14 protein-coding genes are annotated in these 17053 nt (G+C 49.2%); 4 read left to right on the forward strand and 10 right to left on the reverse strand.

Translation table 11 applies throughout. From position 1 onward, the window contains the following. Positions 1–31 precede the first annotated feature (31 nt). Positions 32–406 carry a nuclear transport factor 2 family protein gene (locus tag POF51_RS29145; protein WP_069845649.1) on the reverse strand — a complete coding sequence of 125 codons (375 nt, stop codon included), beginning with the start codon at positions 404–406 and terminating at the stop codon, positions 32–34. Positions 407–560: 154 nt separating this feature from the next. Here POF51_RS29145 and POF51_RS29150 point away from each other — a divergent pair, with 154 nt between their 5' ends. Beyond that, positions 561–1403 (forward strand): DUF92 domain-containing protein, encoded by an 843-nt coding sequence (locus POF51_RS29150; RefSeq protein WP_069845651.1) that lies wholly within the window; start codon positions 561–563, stop codon positions 1401–1403. A 52-nt stretch (positions 1404–1455) separates the two neighbouring features. On the opposite strand, the gene POF51_RS29155 is transcribed toward POF51_RS29150, so the two are convergent. Next, positions 1456–2676, reverse strand: coding sequence for an MFS transporter (locus POF51_RS29155; RefSeq protein WP_069845653.1), 1221 nt, complete (start codon positions 2674–2676; stop codon positions 1456–1458). A gap of 133 nt (positions 2677–2809) precedes the next feature. Here POF51_RS29155 and POF51_RS29160 point away from each other — a divergent pair, with 133 nt between their 5' ends. Then, positions 2810–3694, forward strand: a complete 885-nt coding sequence (locus POF51_RS29160) for a LysR family transcriptional regulator (RefSeq protein WP_069845655.1) — start codon at positions 2810–2812, stop codon at positions 3692–3694. 12 nt (positions 3695–3706) lie between these two features. Here POF51_RS29160 and POF51_RS29165 read toward each other — a convergent pair whose 3' ends face one another. Then, positions 3707–5089 (reverse strand): MFS transporter, encoded by a 1383-nt coding sequence (locus POF51_RS29165; protein ID WP_069845657.1) that lies wholly within the window; start codon positions 5087–5089, stop codon positions 3707–3709. A 112-nt stretch (positions 5090–5201) separates the two neighbouring features. On the opposite strand from POF51_RS29165, the gene POF51_RS29170 reads away from it, so the two are divergent. Further along, complete coding sequence (locus POF51_RS29170) at positions 5202–6089, forward strand: LysR family transcriptional regulator (protein WP_069845660.1); 888 nt, start codon at positions 5202–5204, stop codon at positions 6087–6089. A 343-nt stretch (positions 6090–6432) separates the two neighbouring features. Here POF51_RS29170 and POF51_RS29175 read toward each other — a convergent pair whose 3' ends face one another. The 7 genes from POF51_RS29175 to POF51_RS29205 form a co-directional block, all read right to left on the reverse strand. Beyond that, a complete protein-coding gene (locus POF51_RS29175) occupies positions 6433–7320 on the reverse strand; it encodes an ABC transporter ATP-binding protein (RefSeq protein WP_069845662.1) in 888 nt (295 codons plus the stop codon). Between the two features lie 4 nt (positions 7321–7324). Continuing rightward, positions 7325–10207, reverse strand: a complete 2883-nt coding sequence (locus tag POF51_RS29180) for an ABC transporter permease (RefSeq protein ID WP_244521723.1) — start codon at positions 10205–10207, stop codon at positions 7325–7327. A gap of 18 nt (positions 10208–10225) precedes the next feature. Further along, positions 10226–11404, reverse strand: a complete 1179-nt coding sequence (locus POF51_RS29185; protein ID WP_069845666.1) for an efflux RND transporter periplasmic adaptor subunit — start codon at positions 11402–11404, stop codon at positions 10226–10228. After that, positions 11367–12041, reverse strand: a complete 675-nt coding sequence (locus POF51_RS29190; protein ID WP_083261589.1) for an ABC transporter ATP-binding protein — start codon at positions 12039–12041, stop codon at positions 11367–11369. The genes POF51_RS29185 and POF51_RS29190 overlap by 38 nt, the downstream gene beginning before the upstream one ends. Before the next feature lie 197 nt (positions 12042–12238). Further along, positions 12239–13456, reverse strand: coding sequence for an amidohydrolase family protein (locus POF51_RS29195; RefSeq protein ID WP_069845671.1), 1218 nt, complete (start codon positions 13454–13456; stop codon positions 12239–12241). A gap of 34 nt (positions 13457–13490) precedes the next feature. Next, positions 13491–14714, reverse strand: coding sequence for an amidohydrolase (locus POF51_RS29200; protein WP_069845673.1), 1224 nt, complete (start codon positions 14712–14714; stop codon positions 13491–13493). A 15-nt stretch (positions 14715–14729) separates the two neighbouring features. Continuing rightward, on the reverse strand, positions 14730–15965 hold the full coding sequence (locus tag POF51_RS29205; protein ID WP_271756569.1) for an amidohydrolase: 1236 nt from the start codon (positions 15963–15965) through the stop codon (positions 14730–14732). Between the two features lie 180 nt (positions 15966–16145). Between POF51_RS29205 and nikC the strand changes: the two genes are divergently transcribed. Then, on the forward strand, positions 16146–17045 hold the full coding sequence (nikC, locus tag POF51_RS29210; protein WP_271756570.1) for a nickel transporter permease: 900 nt from the start codon (positions 16146–16148) through the stop codon (positions 17043–17045). Positions 17046–17053 lie beyond the last annotated feature (8 nt).

Genomic DNA, 17053 nt, shown 5'->3' on the forward strand with positions numbered 1-17053 from the left:
AAACGGTAGCCAAATGCATTGGCTACCGTTCTTAAAACATTCCATTCTCATTGGGGGAATCATCCGGTATGGCCTGGCCTACATCCCAGAATTCGACGATCTGGTCGTTATGAAAACGGAAGATATGGACCACAGCTCCCCCAAGATCCTCTTGGTTTTGCTTCACATGGGAATGGACCGCAACGATATCCCCCTCTTCGATGGATCGTTTCACTTCGAGAATCTTATGAGGATTCTTTGCGGCGTTCTCTTCCATTGCGAGCATAAGAGAATGAGCATCGCCACGGAAAAAGGGATTATGATGGTGGAAATTCGGAGCTGTGTATCTTTGGTATGCTTCTCGCACATTCCCCGATGCTACCAGTTGCAAAAACGACACCGCATTCTCTTTGAGAGAAGTCTTCATAACAAATCATCCTTTCTCTAAATAAGATACCCGATCGTACAACACGTCTATCTATACCCAACTTTTTGCATGTTGTAACGTTCTAGCAATAAACTCCCTCATTTTGCCTGCTGCGTTGAGGTATAATAGTTCAAAGCAAAGGGGGCGGGAAACTGTGGAGTGGTTAATCGGTCTGGCCTGTAGTGCTGGGATTGCGGGGGCGGCTTATGTAAAAAGGTCGCTGTCCGGCTCCGGCTTTTTGGCGGCAGTGATACTGGGCACCGTGATGTACGCACTCGGTAGCCCTATCTGGTTCGGCTCCCTCATCGCTTTTTTTATCTCGTCCACCTTATTGTCCAAGTGGAAAAAGCATAAAAAGCAAGAGGCCGAGAGCGGTTATGAGAAAACAGGGAGACGCGATGCCGGCCAGGTGCTAGCAAACGGCGGGCTCGGGCTCCTGATATGTGTAGCAAATTGGGCGTGGCCGCATCCGCTTTGGTGGTACGCGTTCCTCGGCGTGATGGCGGCGGTCACAGCCGATACATGGGCAACAGAAATCGGCGGTTTAAGCCGCAAGCCTCCGCGATCGATCAAGACGGGTCAGCGTGTTCCGCCCGGCACTTCTGGCGGTATTTCTGGCCTGGGCATGGGTGCTTCGCTGGCTGGTGGCCTATTTATCGGCGGTGCAGCGTGGTTGCTGCTTGCGCTACCCAGCCAAACCGCGCCGGATGTGATCACCCCTCCCCTTAGACTGGTAGCTTGGATCGGCATAGCAGGACTGGCGGGCATGATAGGGTCACTGGTTGATTCATGGATCGGTGCGACTTGGCAGCAAATGTACCGTTGCGGCGCTTGCGGTCGTGAAATCGAGCAGGCTCTTCACTGCGGCAAGCCAGCCGTGCGAATCCGCGGTCGCGCTGGTTGGAACAACGATGCCGTCAATGTCGCCGGATCGCTTGCAGGTGGTGCTTTCGCCGTCTTATTGGCGCTGGCAATCGGCTTATCTTTTGACCTATAAAGAAACGGAAAGACTTCGTATCACAAAAACGATACTGAGTTTTTCCGTTTCTTTATTTTGGGGCACAAGTGTTGGCTATTTTCGTCACTTTCTTCGCATTCTGTACCATTTTTGAGACGCACGCCCAAAGTATGAAGCCAACTAGGAGAAAGCCGACATTCATGCTGATGACGCCTCCCCATCCGTATGCGGACCAAAACAATCCTCCGAGTGTTCCTCCTACACTTGAACCCGTATAGTAGAAAAACAAGTACAAGGAAGAGGCCTGTGCTTTGTTCTGTAAAGCAAGCTGTCCCACCCAGCTGCTTGCAACGGCATGAGCTCCAAAAAATCCAAAAGTAAAAAATCCAAGCCCTACTATCTTCATAAGGAGATTCGCTTCCCAGGTCAAACAGACGCCGATTAATGCAAGGAATAAGCTAATGAATAACAGCCTTTGCTTACCGTGACGATCGATTAATTTTCCTGTCCAGACAGAGCTGAACATTCCGATGATCATAATTAAAAACGTCCAGCTTATAAAGGTTTGGCTGAGTGAATAGGGTTTTTCGAGCAATACATAACCGATGTAATTGAACAACGCTACATTACTACCTAAAAGTAAAAAGCCGATGACAAATAAACAAATGAGACGTGGAGCCTTTAGATGGTCTATTAAAGACAGACCTAACTTTCTAATGACGAATGGGCGCGCTTTGAAATGTTGGGAAGGTGGTAAGGTGTTCCAAAAAATCAGTGTGGCAGCTAAACTTATGAGACCAATTCCCCCTATTGCGATCTGCCAGCCGAAGTAGTCACTCATCATTCCTGAGAAAACCCTGCCAAACACAGCCCCAATTGAATTGCCGCATATATAGAGACCCATAGCCGCTCCCAGACTTTTGGATTCGATTTCTTCTCCAAGATACGCCATCGCTATGGAGGGTAAACCGGCCAATGAAATTCCTTCAATCGTTCGAAATACTAGGAGAACATGGAAATTCGAACTGAATGCTGTGAGAATACAAAACACAGATGAAGCGAGCATGGAAACGATCATGATTGGCTTGCGTCCCCATACTTCAGACAACGAACCAAAAATGAGCATACTGACGGCAAGAACCATTGTTGTAATGGAGAGGGAAAGGCTTGCTGTCGTTGGACTAATCGCAAATTCTTTTGAAAATTCCGGTAATAAAGGCTGTACGCAGTAAAGAATAGCAAACGTATTGAAACCAGCGGCAAAGAAAGCAAAGCTGGTTTTGCGGAAGAGTGGCGTGCCTTGTTGTATCATGTGATCACCATATCATTTCAGGATGATTATGGTTTCATGGTATCACCATTTATCTATGATGTATAATTCATTATAATCATGTTTTTCATGCATTTATGTAATGAAAAATCCGAACGGAAAGTGGTGCTTTCGAATGGAATGGCAACAGTTTGAATATTTTCAGACACTGGCAAAAATCCAACACGTGACACATGCTGCCGAAGCTCTCTCGATTTCCCAGTCTGCCCTTAGTCGTTCGATTGCCCGATTTGAGGATGAAGTAGGCGTGCCCTTATTTGACCGTCAGGGACGTTCGATTCGGCTCAATAAATATGGTCATCTCTTTTTAAAGCGAGTCGAAAATATGATGAAGGAATTCCATGAAGGAAAACAAGAAATCATGGATTTACTTGATCCAGATAAGGGTGAAGTGTCTCTTGGATTTCTGCACACGCTAAGTACCAGTCGTATCCCTGATTTACTGGCTTCTTTTCGCTCCCACTACCCAAACATTCATTTTCGACTCGGACAAGGTCCCTCCCATACGCTTATGAATCAGTTGCAAGGAGGAGAATTTGATCTTTGTCTACTAGCTCCTATGGATATGAAATCTCCCTTTGTATGGAAGCCGCTTTGGAATGAAGAACTTTTTGTGATTGTCCCGAAAGACCACAAATATGCAAATCGTACCTCGATTACGTTGGAAGAGATTGCAGATGAATCATTTATCCATTTAAAAGCAGGGTACTCCCTTCGTATTACCGTCGAGCAATTGTTTCAAGAAGCGGGCATTACACCTCCGATTACATTTGAAGGAGAGGAAGCAGATACCGTTGCAGGACTAGTCGCTGCTGGACTGGGAATCTCCCTTTTGCCCAATTTAAAGGGAACGGACCAGAGTAAGATCACACAAATCCCTGTCAAAAGCCCGAAGTGTCAACGTACCATTGGCATTGCTTGGGTAGAAGGGCGATATTTATCACCTGCCACTGAAAAATTTAAACAATTTGTGATGAATCATGCCTGCGATTTTGAATAGGGATGGGTGAACCTACGACTCCCCCCTTTGCCTTGATTCCCGTCGCCAACTCATCAGTACCAAAGACAATGCGATTGTCGTGAGGATAATGCCAAGCACTTGCAACCCCTCGGCGCTAAACTTATCTCCCATTACAATGCCGATCAACAACGAGGAGAGTATGGTTCCCAAGTATCTGGATGTTTGAAATAATCCGGATGCTACTCCGATGATTTCTTTTGGAGAACTTTTGAACAAGGCTGCTTGCATTCCTACATTGTTTAACCCGTTGCTAATACCGAATGCTGCTAACGCCACACATACACTAATCACATGTGAATCTTGATTTAACGTCACGAGCCACAATGACCCAAATGTCATAAGAATGGCGGATGCGAGCAATGCAGGCCGAGGTCCTGATTGATCAATCCATCTTCCTGCTAGTGGAGACACCACAAGTGAGCATAAACCTAAGCTGAGCATGAGAATTCCTGTATGAAACTCGCTGACATGACGAACCATTTGCAAGTAGGACGGAAGCCCGAAAAAAAGCGAATAAAAAAGGACGTTAACGAGCATGAATTCGATGTTGACCCACGTCATCGCAGGATACTTGGCAAATGTCCGGAAAGGAATAAACGGAGAAGTCGTTTTTAACTCATGTCGTACGAAAGCCCCCAGTGTAATGAGGCCGATCCCTCCAACCATGATATGCCACCATGAGACATGCCCCGATGATTTTGCTGACAGTAATCCAACGAGCGATGCAACCAGACCCACTGCGAAGAGCACGATCCCTGTTGCATCTATCAAATCCAACCATTTTCGAAAGGACATGTTATGTGCAGCAGATGCTGCCGATTCATCCTTTGGAATCATCCTCCAGGCTAATAGCAAGCTCGCCACCACGAACGGAATATTAATGAGAAAGATCGCAGACCAGTCCCAATAATGAAGCAAGACCCCGCCAACAAAAGGTCCAATCGCTGCTGCTCCGGATAGGAATATGGACAGTACGGAAAGCGCAGTCGCTTGTTTCTCCGTAATATGAATTCGTACGATAGCCATTCCAACCGCAACCATCATGCTGGTTCCGATCGATTGCACAATTCGGAACACAATGAGCCATCCAAAGTTTGGTGATAATGGAGCCAATATTGAGGCTACGAAGGATACGACAAGCCCGGTAAGAAATATCTTCTTGCGGCCGAACAAATCGCTTGCTTTTCCCATAACAGGTTGAGCGATCGCACTCGCAATGTAGAAAGAGAAAATGATCCACGAGACAACCGTGAAGTCAAGACGATACACATCTTGCAGCCTTGGAATCGCAACCGAAATCATCGAAGAATTTAATGGGTTCAATAATATCCCCAGTCCAACGGAAATCATCAACCACCTGCTGTGAGCCCCCATTTTTTAGCCCCCTTAAGCGTTTTGATGATATCGTACTGGAAATCAAACATTTACTCCAACGCATTTCACGTTATAATTTCATTGATTGGAAGGAATGAACGGAGGGTGCTGAATGGAGCTTCTTCAACTGCAATACTTTCTCACGGTAGCTCGGATGGAACACGTGACCGAAGCTGCACGAAGCCTGCATGTGACCCAATCGTCCCTAAGCAAAACGATTCAACGATTGGAGGAGGATCTGGGAGTCCCGCTGTTTGATCGAAAAGGGAGAAAGCTGCGTCTGAATGAGTTCGGAAGCAAATTCCTCTGCCGGGTGGAAAGAGCTTTGTTTGAATTGGAACAGGGGAAGCTGGAGCTTCGCGATTTGTCCAACCCGGAACATGGCACGCTTGAATTGGCGGTGACTACGGCTAGCACGCTGCCCAATATCCTTCGAGAGTTTCGGAAAAAGCGACCCGATATCCAGTTTCATGTACAAATGCTCACCACGCAGGAAATGGTTACGCTTCTCCATAGAGGAGAAATCGATTTTTGCTTGTCCTCTCCTCCTATCCAAGAGGATGGCATTGAATGTCAAATCGTCTTCATTGACCCTATTCTCGTAGCTGTTCCAAGAGGACATCGACTAGCAGACCGAAGCATCCTATCTTTGACAGATCTAAAGGATGAATGGTTCGTCGGTGTAAAGAAAGGGTACGGGACACGCGATTTCGTAGACTCTATATGCAAGTCGGTTGGATTCACACCTAAATATGTATATGAGGGAGATGAACCTGCAAGGCTAATCCAGCTAGTGGAAGCAGAAATTGGCATAGCCTTCATACCAAGCACGGCAAGAGATTCTCGTGAACAAATCAAGTATCTTCGAGTAGAGAATCACGAATTGGTACGGGAAATCGCTTTATTATGGCACAAGAGTCGGTACATTTCGCGAGCTGCCCAAGACTTCCGTGATGTCGTTGTCGATTATTTTGGGGATGTATGCAAACTTGAGAGGTGATGAATCATGAAGCTTCACGATTGTCCTACTTGTCATACCAACAGTCAAGAATGTATGATCGTCATCGAGAATGCGCTGCACCCTACAGCTGAGAGATTAACGTGCAGGATATGTTCCTGGAGCGGAAAGTGGTCGGACATGAAAGTGCGCGAGATACCAGATGAACCAATCCCGGGCGTAGAACCGATTACCGACTATGGTGTGCTCCATTCAGATCAAATTCGCCTTCGATATACAGGAGGTTGTTGCCCTCATTGTGGGGGAGATGATCCTTTATGCTGGTGCCATGCATTTTAGGTACAGGCATATCCCACTAGCTGAACAAAAAACAGACACGTCACATTCACGTGTCTGTTTTTGTGGAGGCTACAGGCGCCTTTAGGATAATTCGATCTTCTTCCAGCTCAATTCGGAGCTTGCCGTCCGCCTGGATCGCCTGGAGGTACTCCATTGGGATCTGCAGCCTCCCCACCTGATCAAGCACCGCCAATTCCTCATGAGTGTCCGCGTTAGCTGACTCATCCGAAGACTCGGAAGTGTTTTCTTCTGTTCCTTTTCGCCGCAACAACTCGCTGGACGTTTTCCCATCCCTAATGGCTACGACACGATCGACTTTGCGCGCCAGCTCCAAATCATGAGTCACGATGACGACGGTTAGCCCAAACGAACGGTTCAGCTCTTGAAACAAATCGAGAATGATAGCTGCCGTTCGAGTATCTACACTGCCAGTCGGCTCATCTGCCAAAAGCAGCTTGGGCTCGTTCGCCAACGCGATCGCGATGGCTACCCGCTGTTGCTCCCCGCCGGAAAGTTCGCTCAGCTTGTTCTTTTTTCGGTGGCCCAGTCCCACCAGTTCCAACAACTCGTGGGCGCGTTCCCTTTTTCGCTTGCCCCGCAAAAGCATTGGCATCTCCACATTTTGCAGTGCGGATAGATACGGGATCAGATTGCGGGCGTTGTTCTGCCAGACAAAGCCTACGGTCTGCAAGCGATACTGAACCAGCTCGGAAGTCGTCAATCGAAATAAATCAGCTCCCGCGACGGAAAGTTTTCCTGCCGAGGGACGGTCCAGCCCTCCCAGCATGTTCAAAAGCGTTGATTTGCCGCTGCCGCTATTCCCAATGATCCCCATCAGCTCTCCGGTCTCTACACGCAAATCCAACCCTTGCAGCGCGACCACTTCCAGATCATTTGCCTTGTAGATTTTCACCAAATTTTCGCATACGATCATCTGATTAGTCCTCCCCCAGCTTTACGGCTTGATGGATCTGCATCCGTGACAGCAGAATACCAACGATCCCGATTCCGATAACCAGTGTCACGGCAATGAACGTATAAATGATTTGTTCATCTTGCAGCATCGAAATAACGGTAAAGGGAGGAACTTGCTTATCGGCATGTAAATAGAGACTAAGTGCAGGCAAAAACAGGCTATTTGCCAGCTTGCCCGCTGTCATTCCCATCGCAAAAGCGACGCCAAACGTCAAGAGCTGCTCCCACGCAAGAATGGCAAGAAGCTGTCTGAATGGCATTCCCATCGCCCGGAACACGCCGTATTGCAATTTTCTGGCTCCAAGAGTAAGCACCCAGTACATCACGTAGCCGATAAAGGTGACTAGCATGGAAAGCAGGAACCCAAGCGTCAGCGATCCGTTCAGCCCCAAATAAAATGCGCTGTTTTTCATCTGGATCACTTGCTGTTTGGCATTATTCAGCATGGCGAGCTTGACTCCCTCTTGTGACAGACCTTTGTACAGCGATTCAGAAGAGGATCCCTCTTTCATTTTAATCCAAACCTCATAAGGCTCCATGCGCATCTTGTCTTGCACAAACGGGAGATTGGCGACTGCCAAATACTGTTCTTCCATACTGCTTCCATATGTACTTTTTACAGGCGCAGGATTCCATCCCGGCCAGTAATCCACGATGGCATACACAATCATTTCAACCCTGCGAGAATCCCCCCAACCGAGCAGGATGGTTTGTCCCTCCACCACGTGCAGCTTGTCAGCGAGGCTGCGAGACAGCAATAGGGCACGCGGTTCTTTTGCTATCAAATTCAAATACTCGTGGAAGTGATGCGGCAGCAAGTCAGACTTCATCCAAGCGGTCTTAGCAAACTCTTTGGGCTCGATCCCCATCAAGGTGACGTCCTTCACAGGATCGCCCCGAAAAGAAGCCTCTGCCAGGCCGTTCACAAAGACTTTTGTTGCATGCTCAACCTCAGGTAATCGACTGTACACTTCGAAGTCCGGCTCTACATACTGAACGGGAGGAGCTGCAGGCGCTTGTTCCACTTCTGCTTCCTCGCCTTCTTCCGCATTTCTTCCTCCCCGATAGACCGTTACTTCCGGTTTGTCGCTCTGCCACTCTGCCTTCAAACGAATATCCGCGCCGATTTGGTAACGGATTCTCTCTTCTGCATTTTGATTGATCGTCCGTGCCATGCTTGCACTGAACATTCCTACTGCGACCGTAATCGTCACAAACAGCATGAGAAAATGATACTGACGTGGAGCTCTCCCTACCTGAACCAGCGTCGTATGCAGAGAAAGCGGGAAGAAGGAGCGTCCTGCCCAAGACATCAGACGCAGGAGCCACGGGTACAACCGGAGAAGCAGCAGGCCAAAACCGAGCGAAAACAGAACGGGCACAAAAAAGAGAAGGAAATCGATCGAGATCGCCGTAGCTCCTTCGCTCGTTTTTGCTGCGGTTTCAGCGGCGTTTTGATAGGAATACCATCCATACCACGATATCGCAAGCAGCAATACGTCGAAAAACAGCCGGTGCCAAATGGCGGATCCACTCATTCTCGCCATGTTTTGCTTGTGCGTGACGATATTTTGCCTGGTTGCCAGAGACACAGAAATCAAAACAAGTGTGATACAGGCAAGCACCATCCACGCAGCATACACGAATACTTCCGGACTGATCGTGACATCCAAACCTTTGCGATCGACAAATTCGAGAAATCCATTCGAGACGCCAAGGATCTTACTGAGCTGAATCCCCACTAAGGGACCGATCAGAAAAGCACATACCCCAAGAATGGCGATCTCCATGAAATAAATAGAAAAAATCTGCATTCTGCTGGCCCCCCTGCTGCCCAGCACTGCGATTTCCGTTCGTTGCCTTTCCACAATTAATCCCGAAACCATCACGAGATAAAGGCCCAGCATAATGAAAATGGGGATGTAGAGTGACCAGAGAATGGTTTTGAATTGCTTCTCTTGCTCATTGTACTTGCCCACGAGACTAGCCGCCGGAAACTGAACGTTGATCTCCGCTTTTTTCAATCCATGCTGTAGCAGCTTCCCTTCGATTCCGGCCACCAATGAATTCAGCTTCTCTGTATCGCTGATCCGAAAAGATTGGTAGTGAAAGGCCGTATACATCTCGGTTGAAATGACCAGATTTTTCTCTTCCAAAAACACACTCCGAAAAAGTCGTTCATCCAATACGAAGCCACTGGAGTATTCACTGGTCGAAGCAAACCAATACGGATCGTTCCCCTCTTTTTCCTTGAAAACACCAACCGGCTTGATTCGCACCTTGAGTCCCTCTACCTGGTTCGTGGTCAGCTCATACAAGCTGCCCAGCACCATCCGGCGGTCCTTTAACGCTTTTTCTGTTACCAGTGCTTCGTACACGCCATCAACGGGGGTTGCAGCAGGCAGGCGACCGTCGACAAGCGTCATATGCTGCGCAAGTCCGCTCAGCGAATAGATCCGCGAACTGTCGGAACTGAGCAAGCTCTTCGGCTGTATGTTTTCCTGAATGGCTTGAAACGGAATGGTCCGCAAAACTGTCACTCCTGCATACACCGGAACATCCAGTTCAGCGATTACTTCGTTTTGTAGATGAGCGGTCATTTCGTCTACAAGTACCGCCCCATTCTTTCCCAGTTTGTTTTGATTGACCGCGATCAGCAAGCCACCGGGGAAGCGGTTCACATTCTTCTGATATTCCTCCATATCCTTGGTCAACATGCGTTGGAGTACCCCTGACGTGAATGCGGGTATACTCGATACCAATCCGACAGCGACGATTAGACCAATCAACAGACTGCCGACCAGCCAGCGGTTATTCATCATTTTCCGCAAGATCATTTGCAGCATCGCCACGACATTGTCCCCCTATTCCAAAATAACCAGTTGGCCTGCCGAAAGACCTTTGCGAATCTCAACCTCCGTCTGGGTCATGATACCGGTCTCCACGTCCACTTCCTTCTTGCTATTCCCGTCGAGCACCCGAACGTACTTCCTGCCTGATAATTCATGAAGTGCTTTTCTCGGTATAAAAAGCGTCTGATCCTCCTTGTCCACAATCACTTCAATACTGACTCCTGTCCCGATCTCCAAGCCCTTTGGAGGGATTTTCGGTGTAATGAGTAGACTTCTCTGATACAGCTTCGTCAAATCCTCTGGTAAATTGGAAGGGACATGCAGGGGCGTCTGAACAACTGTCCCCTCGCCTTTTTCGCCGTCTTTGCCCGAGAGAATCACTTTCATCCCTTCCCTAACATCTTGCAGCGCCTCTTTCTCGGGAGCGGTATACACCACGAACAGCTTGTTCGGATCGCCTATCGTTACCAACTTTTGATGCGCCTCCACCTCATCCCCTACCTGTTGATTGCTTACGAAAAGCACGATTCCGTCAAAAGGCGAGATCAGCTTGGTCTCAGCCCAACGCTGTTGCAGATTCTTCAAGTCCATCTCTTTTTGCTTCACGTTCAGCCTGGCACGCTCCACCACGTACTGCTGCTTCTTGGGATCCTGCAATTTCGCCAAGTCTAGCTTAACCTTTTCCAATTCGATCTTGGCTAGCTTGGTCTCGTCTACCTTGGCGTTCATCTCTGCCTTCAAAACGTCCAGCTTGGCGGATTCGACTTCGTAGTGATTATCCTGCTGGGCTTCAAGCAGCTCCAGCTTTGCCTTCTCCAGTTCATACCGGGCCGACTCAATCGACCTCTCCATTTCAGCCGCATCCAATTCAGCAAGTACCTGTCCTTTTTTCACCTGATCGCCGCCTTGGACAGAGAACGACTTCAGCCGCAGTCCCTTCGTCTCTGGGAAAGAGAGCTCCGCCGTTTTCACGGTCGTGAAGGAGGCGTTTCCTTTCACACTTTTTACGATCGGCCCTTGTAAAACTTCTGCCACCTCGTATTTGATAGGCGACGGCTCCACTAATGGCGGAGCCAGAACCTCCTCTTCCTTAGGGAATAGGGAACAGCCCGTCAATAAAAGGAAAACGCTCAAGTACGCCCATTTTATTTTGCTATTCCTTGATACGACCGTCCTCCAATTCATAGACATCGTCCGCCACCTCCATTACACCAGGATCATGTGTCGTCATGACAATGCTCATAGCACCTTCATCGACCAGTTGGCGAAACAAACGGCTAATTTGCAGACCCGTTTTACTATCCAGCTCAGCTGTTGGCTCATCCGCCAATAGTAGTGTCGGCCTGTTCGCAACAGCTCTGGCAATCGCACAGCGTTGCTGTTCGCCACCGGACAACTCAAACGGCCGATGATGCGCCCGTTTGGACAACCCAACGATATCCAGCGATTCGCGAACACGCTCCCTCCATTCGGCAGCAGGCACCCCTGACAGGCGGAGTCCAAACTCGACGTTTTCAGCGGCTGACATCAGCGGAAGCAAACCAAACGACTGGAAGATAAATGCCATGTTCTTTTGCCTGATCTTCGTTCGCTCATGATCCGATAGCTGGCCGATTTCTCTTCCCTGAAAGTACACGCTTCCTGCCGTCGGACGATCGAGACCACCCAAAAGGTTTAATAGAGTCGTTTTTCCTGATCCTGATCTGCCTTTTAGTACGAGCAATCGTCCTGATTCTACACGCATTTTTACCCCCGCAAGCGCTCTGACGGCAGTTGCCCCTCTACCAAACGTACGTTCTACTTTTTTTGTCTCTGCAATGAACGACAAAAATGACACCCCCAAAAACATGTCTGAAAAATATGAGTTTTACTAATAGTAACTCAAATAAAATCCATTGTTTAATAAAATTGGAATAAACCAATATAAACGAAAATAAATTCCACGTTATGGCCACTATAGACACTTACCAAAAGAAAAAAGGCAAAACCCTGTGGTTCTGCCTTTTTATTCTTTCCTTTTCGATTTTACAAAGCCCCGGAAACAACATTACCACGGTACATGACCGCTTGACGCTTCGCACGGCGTGCAACTGCTTCTGCTGCCGAGGATGCGTGAACGAATACGATATCCGCCTCGTCGCCAACATTCGGCCACATGCGGTTGCCCTCTTTATCCAGCGGCGTCTTCCCGCCTGTAATAAAGCCCAGTGCTTGGGACAGTGAACGCTCATCCTGCATGCGGAAGCGCTCTGCCAAGCGACCTGCTTTTTCCAAGCTATCGCCTTGTCCAAATGGCGACCAGTGATCGGTAATACTGTCGTCTCCGAGAGAGACGGAGACACCTTTTTCATGCAGCAATGGAATGGGAATCGTCCCTCTGTTCACCGGTACGGTGGAAGTGATCGAAATGCCCAATCCAGCGAGCATTTCAGCTACGTCGCCTGCTTCTTCCAGACTGATGTCAGCAAGGGAGTTGGCATGGCTGATCGTAACGCGACCTTGCCATCCTGCTTCTTCGGTCATTTTAGCCAGACGCTTGAATGTAAACACCCCGAGATGATCCGGGTCATGCAAGTGAACGTCGATTGGAGCATTCGCTTCGACTGCCAGCTCAAAAATGGTAGCGAGCGATTTCTCGATGTTTTGATCCACTGTCGCCGGGTCTACACCCCCAACGTAGGTCGCGCCCATTTTCAAGGCTTGGCGGATGTTCTCCACTTGATTGCTTCGCAGAAGACCTTGCTGCGGGAAGGCAACGACCTCGCACTGCAATCTGCCGCTGAAGGTCTCCAGGGCTGCCATAGTCGCTTCCAGGTTTTTAAGTCCGATGTACGGATCAATATTACAATGGGAACGAATATGGGTGGAGCCTGCGGACAGCAGCAATTCCAGCATTTTTTCTGCGCGCTCTTGTGCTGTTGGCAACAGCTTCGGCATGAGCTGGCTCTCTTCTTCCAGTCGACCCAAGATGTTTTTCACTGGTGTCACGGCTTTCCAAGGACCGCCATAGTACGTTTTATCGATGTGGATGTGCATATCCCTAAATGACGGCAGTGCCAACAGACCGCTGGCATCCTTCGTTGGCAGCTCCGTTTGTGGAGCAGCTCCACTCACGATCTGTGCAATTCGTCCGTCTTCGATTAATAGATGCGCCACTTCAGTATCTGTAGCAACCACCTTGTCGTTTTCTTTGCGGTATCCGCTCTCCAAGCGGAGGTTGGTAATCCAATAGGCTGTAGACATCTATCCATGACATCCTTTCTATTTAAAAGTAGTACTACCACTCACCCGCTACCCGGTTGCCTTGGAAAAGAACGACCTTGCGCTTGGCACGTCTCGCAACAGCTTCTGCTGAACATGTCGCTTCGACCGCCATCAGGCTCGCCTCATCTCCAACCAATGGCCACACGCGATTCCCGGTTTCATCGAGAGTGATCCGCCCTTCTGTCACGAAGCCGAGTGCTACGCCTAACGATCTTTCATCCGTCAAGCGAAAGCGTTCAGCCAGTCGTCCTGCTTTTTCTAACAAGTCTCCACTGCCAAAGGGTGTCCAGTTGTCGGTCAAGCTGTCGTTTCCAAGCATGACGGCAACCCCTTCTTGATGCAGCAACGGAATCGGAATGGTCGGGCGATTGATCGGCACGGTCGATGCAATGGAGATACCAAGGGAGGCGAGTCGTTGTGCCATCTCTCTGGCTTCTTCCTGCGAAACATCGCCTAATCCCATCGCGTGACTAATCGTGACACGTCCTTGCCAGCCTGCCTCTTCCGTCAGAACAGCGAGGCGCTTCATCGTAAATACGCCAAGATGCCCCGGATCATGCAAATGCATGTCAATGTCGGCATCCGCTTCGACTGCCAGCTCTAGCATCGTTTGCAGAGAACGCTCAATGTCGCCGTCTACTCCACCCGGATCGACGCCGCCTACATGAGTGGCGCCTTGACGCAGTGCCTCACGTACCATGTCTCGCGCTTGTGTACGCAGCATGCCATAATGCGGGAAAGCAACGATTTCGTGGGAGACACGGTCTGCATACGTCTCGAACGCCTTCTTCATTCCTTCCAAGAACCCAAGACCAACCTGTGGGTCTACATGACAATGTGTTCTTACATGTGTAACTCCTGTTTCCACCAGCAGCGAGAGAATATTTTCTGCTCCTGTCTGAGCCTGTTTGAGGTACATTGGCAACAGCCCTCTGTCCTCAGCGTGGCGTTCGAACAAGTTTTTTACGGGAGTTGTTGCCTTCCACGGGCCGCCGTAATACGTTTTTTCCAGATGAATGTGCTTCTCGGCCATAGACGGCAAAATCAGTAAGCCTTTCGCGTCCTTTTTAGGTAGCCCATCCTCCAAAATCTCACTGGAAGGGACAATCCGCGTAATTTTCCCATGCTCAATGAGCAAATCGCACAGCTCTGTCCGCGTTCCACTGATCACGCCTTCTTCCCACTCATACCCGTTTTCCAATCGAGCGTTGACGATCCAATAAGGAGAAGATTTCACCGGCTTTTCCCCCTCTTAAACGTTCACTTCTTCCACTTGACCAGAAGCGAGAGTGCCTTTGAAGAATACAGCGTGTCGATCTGCACGGCGCGCGATCGCTTCTGCCGAGCAGGTCGCGTCCACGAGGATCAGGCTAGCGTCTTCACCTTGTGCAGGCCACAGCTGTGTTCCGTTGGCATCCAGCGTCGTTTTGCCACCTGTGATAAAACGCAGCGATTGTGACAGAGACAACTCGTCCAGCCAACGATTGCGTTCAGCAAGTCGCCAGAGGCGCTCCAGCACATCGCCATTTCCGTATGGCTGCCACGTGTCAAAAATGTTGTCGCAACCGACCGCAACGTCGACGCCATTTTGGTGCAACAGCTGCACAGGTGGAATAACGCGGCTAAATGGCACACTGGTGATGATCGTAATGCCCGCTTCCCGCAGGATCGTCGCCATCTCTTCTGCTTCCTGCACAGGGATGTCTCCGAGCGCAAACGCATGGCTAATTGCTACGCGGCCTTGCCAGCCAGCGTCTACGGTCATTGCTGCTAGTCGCTTCATTGTGTAGGTTCCCAAATGTCCCGGGTCATGCAAATGCAAGTCCACACCTGCGTTTGCTTCTACCGCCAGCTCCATCATCTGGTGCAAAGATTCTTCTATATCGCCATCCACATTAGCTGGGTCTACGCCTCCGACATGAGTCGCACCTTGGCGCAATGCCTCATGCAAGAGTGCTTTTGCATCTGTACGCAACAAGCCATGCTGCGGGAATGCGACGATCTCGTGGGTGACTCGATCCGCGTAGGTTGCTAATGCTGCTTTTACTGATTCCAAATTGGAAACTCCCACTTCTGGGTAAATGTCCACATGTGTACGTACGTGTGTCGAGCCATAAGACGAGAGGATCTCCAACAGATTCTCCGCACGCTCTTGTGTAGTTGTCGGCAATCCTGGCAGTGTGCGCTTCTCAATCTCGCAACGCTCAATAATATTGGACACAGGAATGACGGCCCGCCATGGTTCTCCCAGAAGCGTTTTGTCCAAATGAACATGCTTCTCTACGAAAGATGGGAGTGCCAATAAGCCTTTTGCATCCTTTTGCAAAATACCGTCTGTAAGCTTCTCTGTCGCTGGTACAATACGCGCGAATTTTCCGTCTTTTACCAAAATGTGAAACAAGGATGCCTCTGTCCCCGTGACGACACCGTTTTCCCGACGGTAGCGCGTCTCCAAACGAACATTGGTCAACCAATAGGTAACGCCCATCCATTATCCACCCTCTCTTTGTCTCTCTCCATTCCTTTCTCCCCCATTATCTAGGAAGCCGGAAGACTTGATTTGCACAATCTTTACGTCTATTTTCACTATTTTTACGACTTGTTCAAATTGCCTTTACTTCGTACATTTTTCTGATAACTTTGACGTAAGCAAAGGAGGGGTTACACCATGAAGGTTGAGATTGCACCAACTAATCAAGCTCTTCCGCCGAAAGCAGCGGCTGCACGCCCTAGCAGATGGCGGACTTTTTACAGGAAACTACGAAAAAACAAACTCGCCATGGTAGGCGGCTGTATCGTGATTTTTTACATCGCGAGTGCCCTGTTGGCACCATTCATCGCTCCTTACGATCCCTATGAGATTGATTTGGTTAACAAATTGAAGCCACCATCTGCTGAGCACTGGATGGGTACCGATGACAAAGGTCGGGATGTAATGAGCCGTCTTTTATACGGAACGCAGCTCTCGATGTCCGTCGGATTCGTCGCCGTCTTTATTGGTGCATTTTTCGGAATTATTCTTGGCTTATTATCCGGTTACTACGGAGGCTGGGTAGATACGGTCATCTCCCGTATCATCGATGTTTTGCTCGCCTTCCCGGGAATCCTGCTATCTCTGGCCATTGTCAGTGCCTTAGGGCCAAGTCTCTTTAACGTTATGATCGCCGTTGGTATCTTCTCGATTCCTGTATTTGCACGGATCGTCCGCGGCTCTACTTTGACCGTAAAAAAACTGGAGTACATCGATGCGATCCGCTCACTCGGTGCCAATGACTTCACGATTATCTTTAGACACATTTTTCCAAACATTTTGTCTCCTATTATCGTACAGGCAACGATGCGCCTTGCTACCGCGATTCTATCCGCCGCTGGCCTGTCGTTCCTCGGACTGGGAGCACAGCCTCCTCTGCCGGAGTGGGGCGCCATGCTTAGTAACGGACGCGACTTCTTGTTTACCGCTCCGCATCTGGCCATGTTCCCAGGTTTCGCTATTGCAACTCTTGTTCTCGGCTTCAACATCTTTGGGGACGGCCTCAGGGACGCTCTCGATCCACGAATGAAACAATAGGAGGGAAA

It is taken from the genome of Brevibacillus sp. AG (assembly GCF_028369215.1).
GTDB lineage: Bacteria > Bacillota > Bacilli > Brevibacillales > Brevibacillaceae > Brevibacillus > Brevibacillus porteri.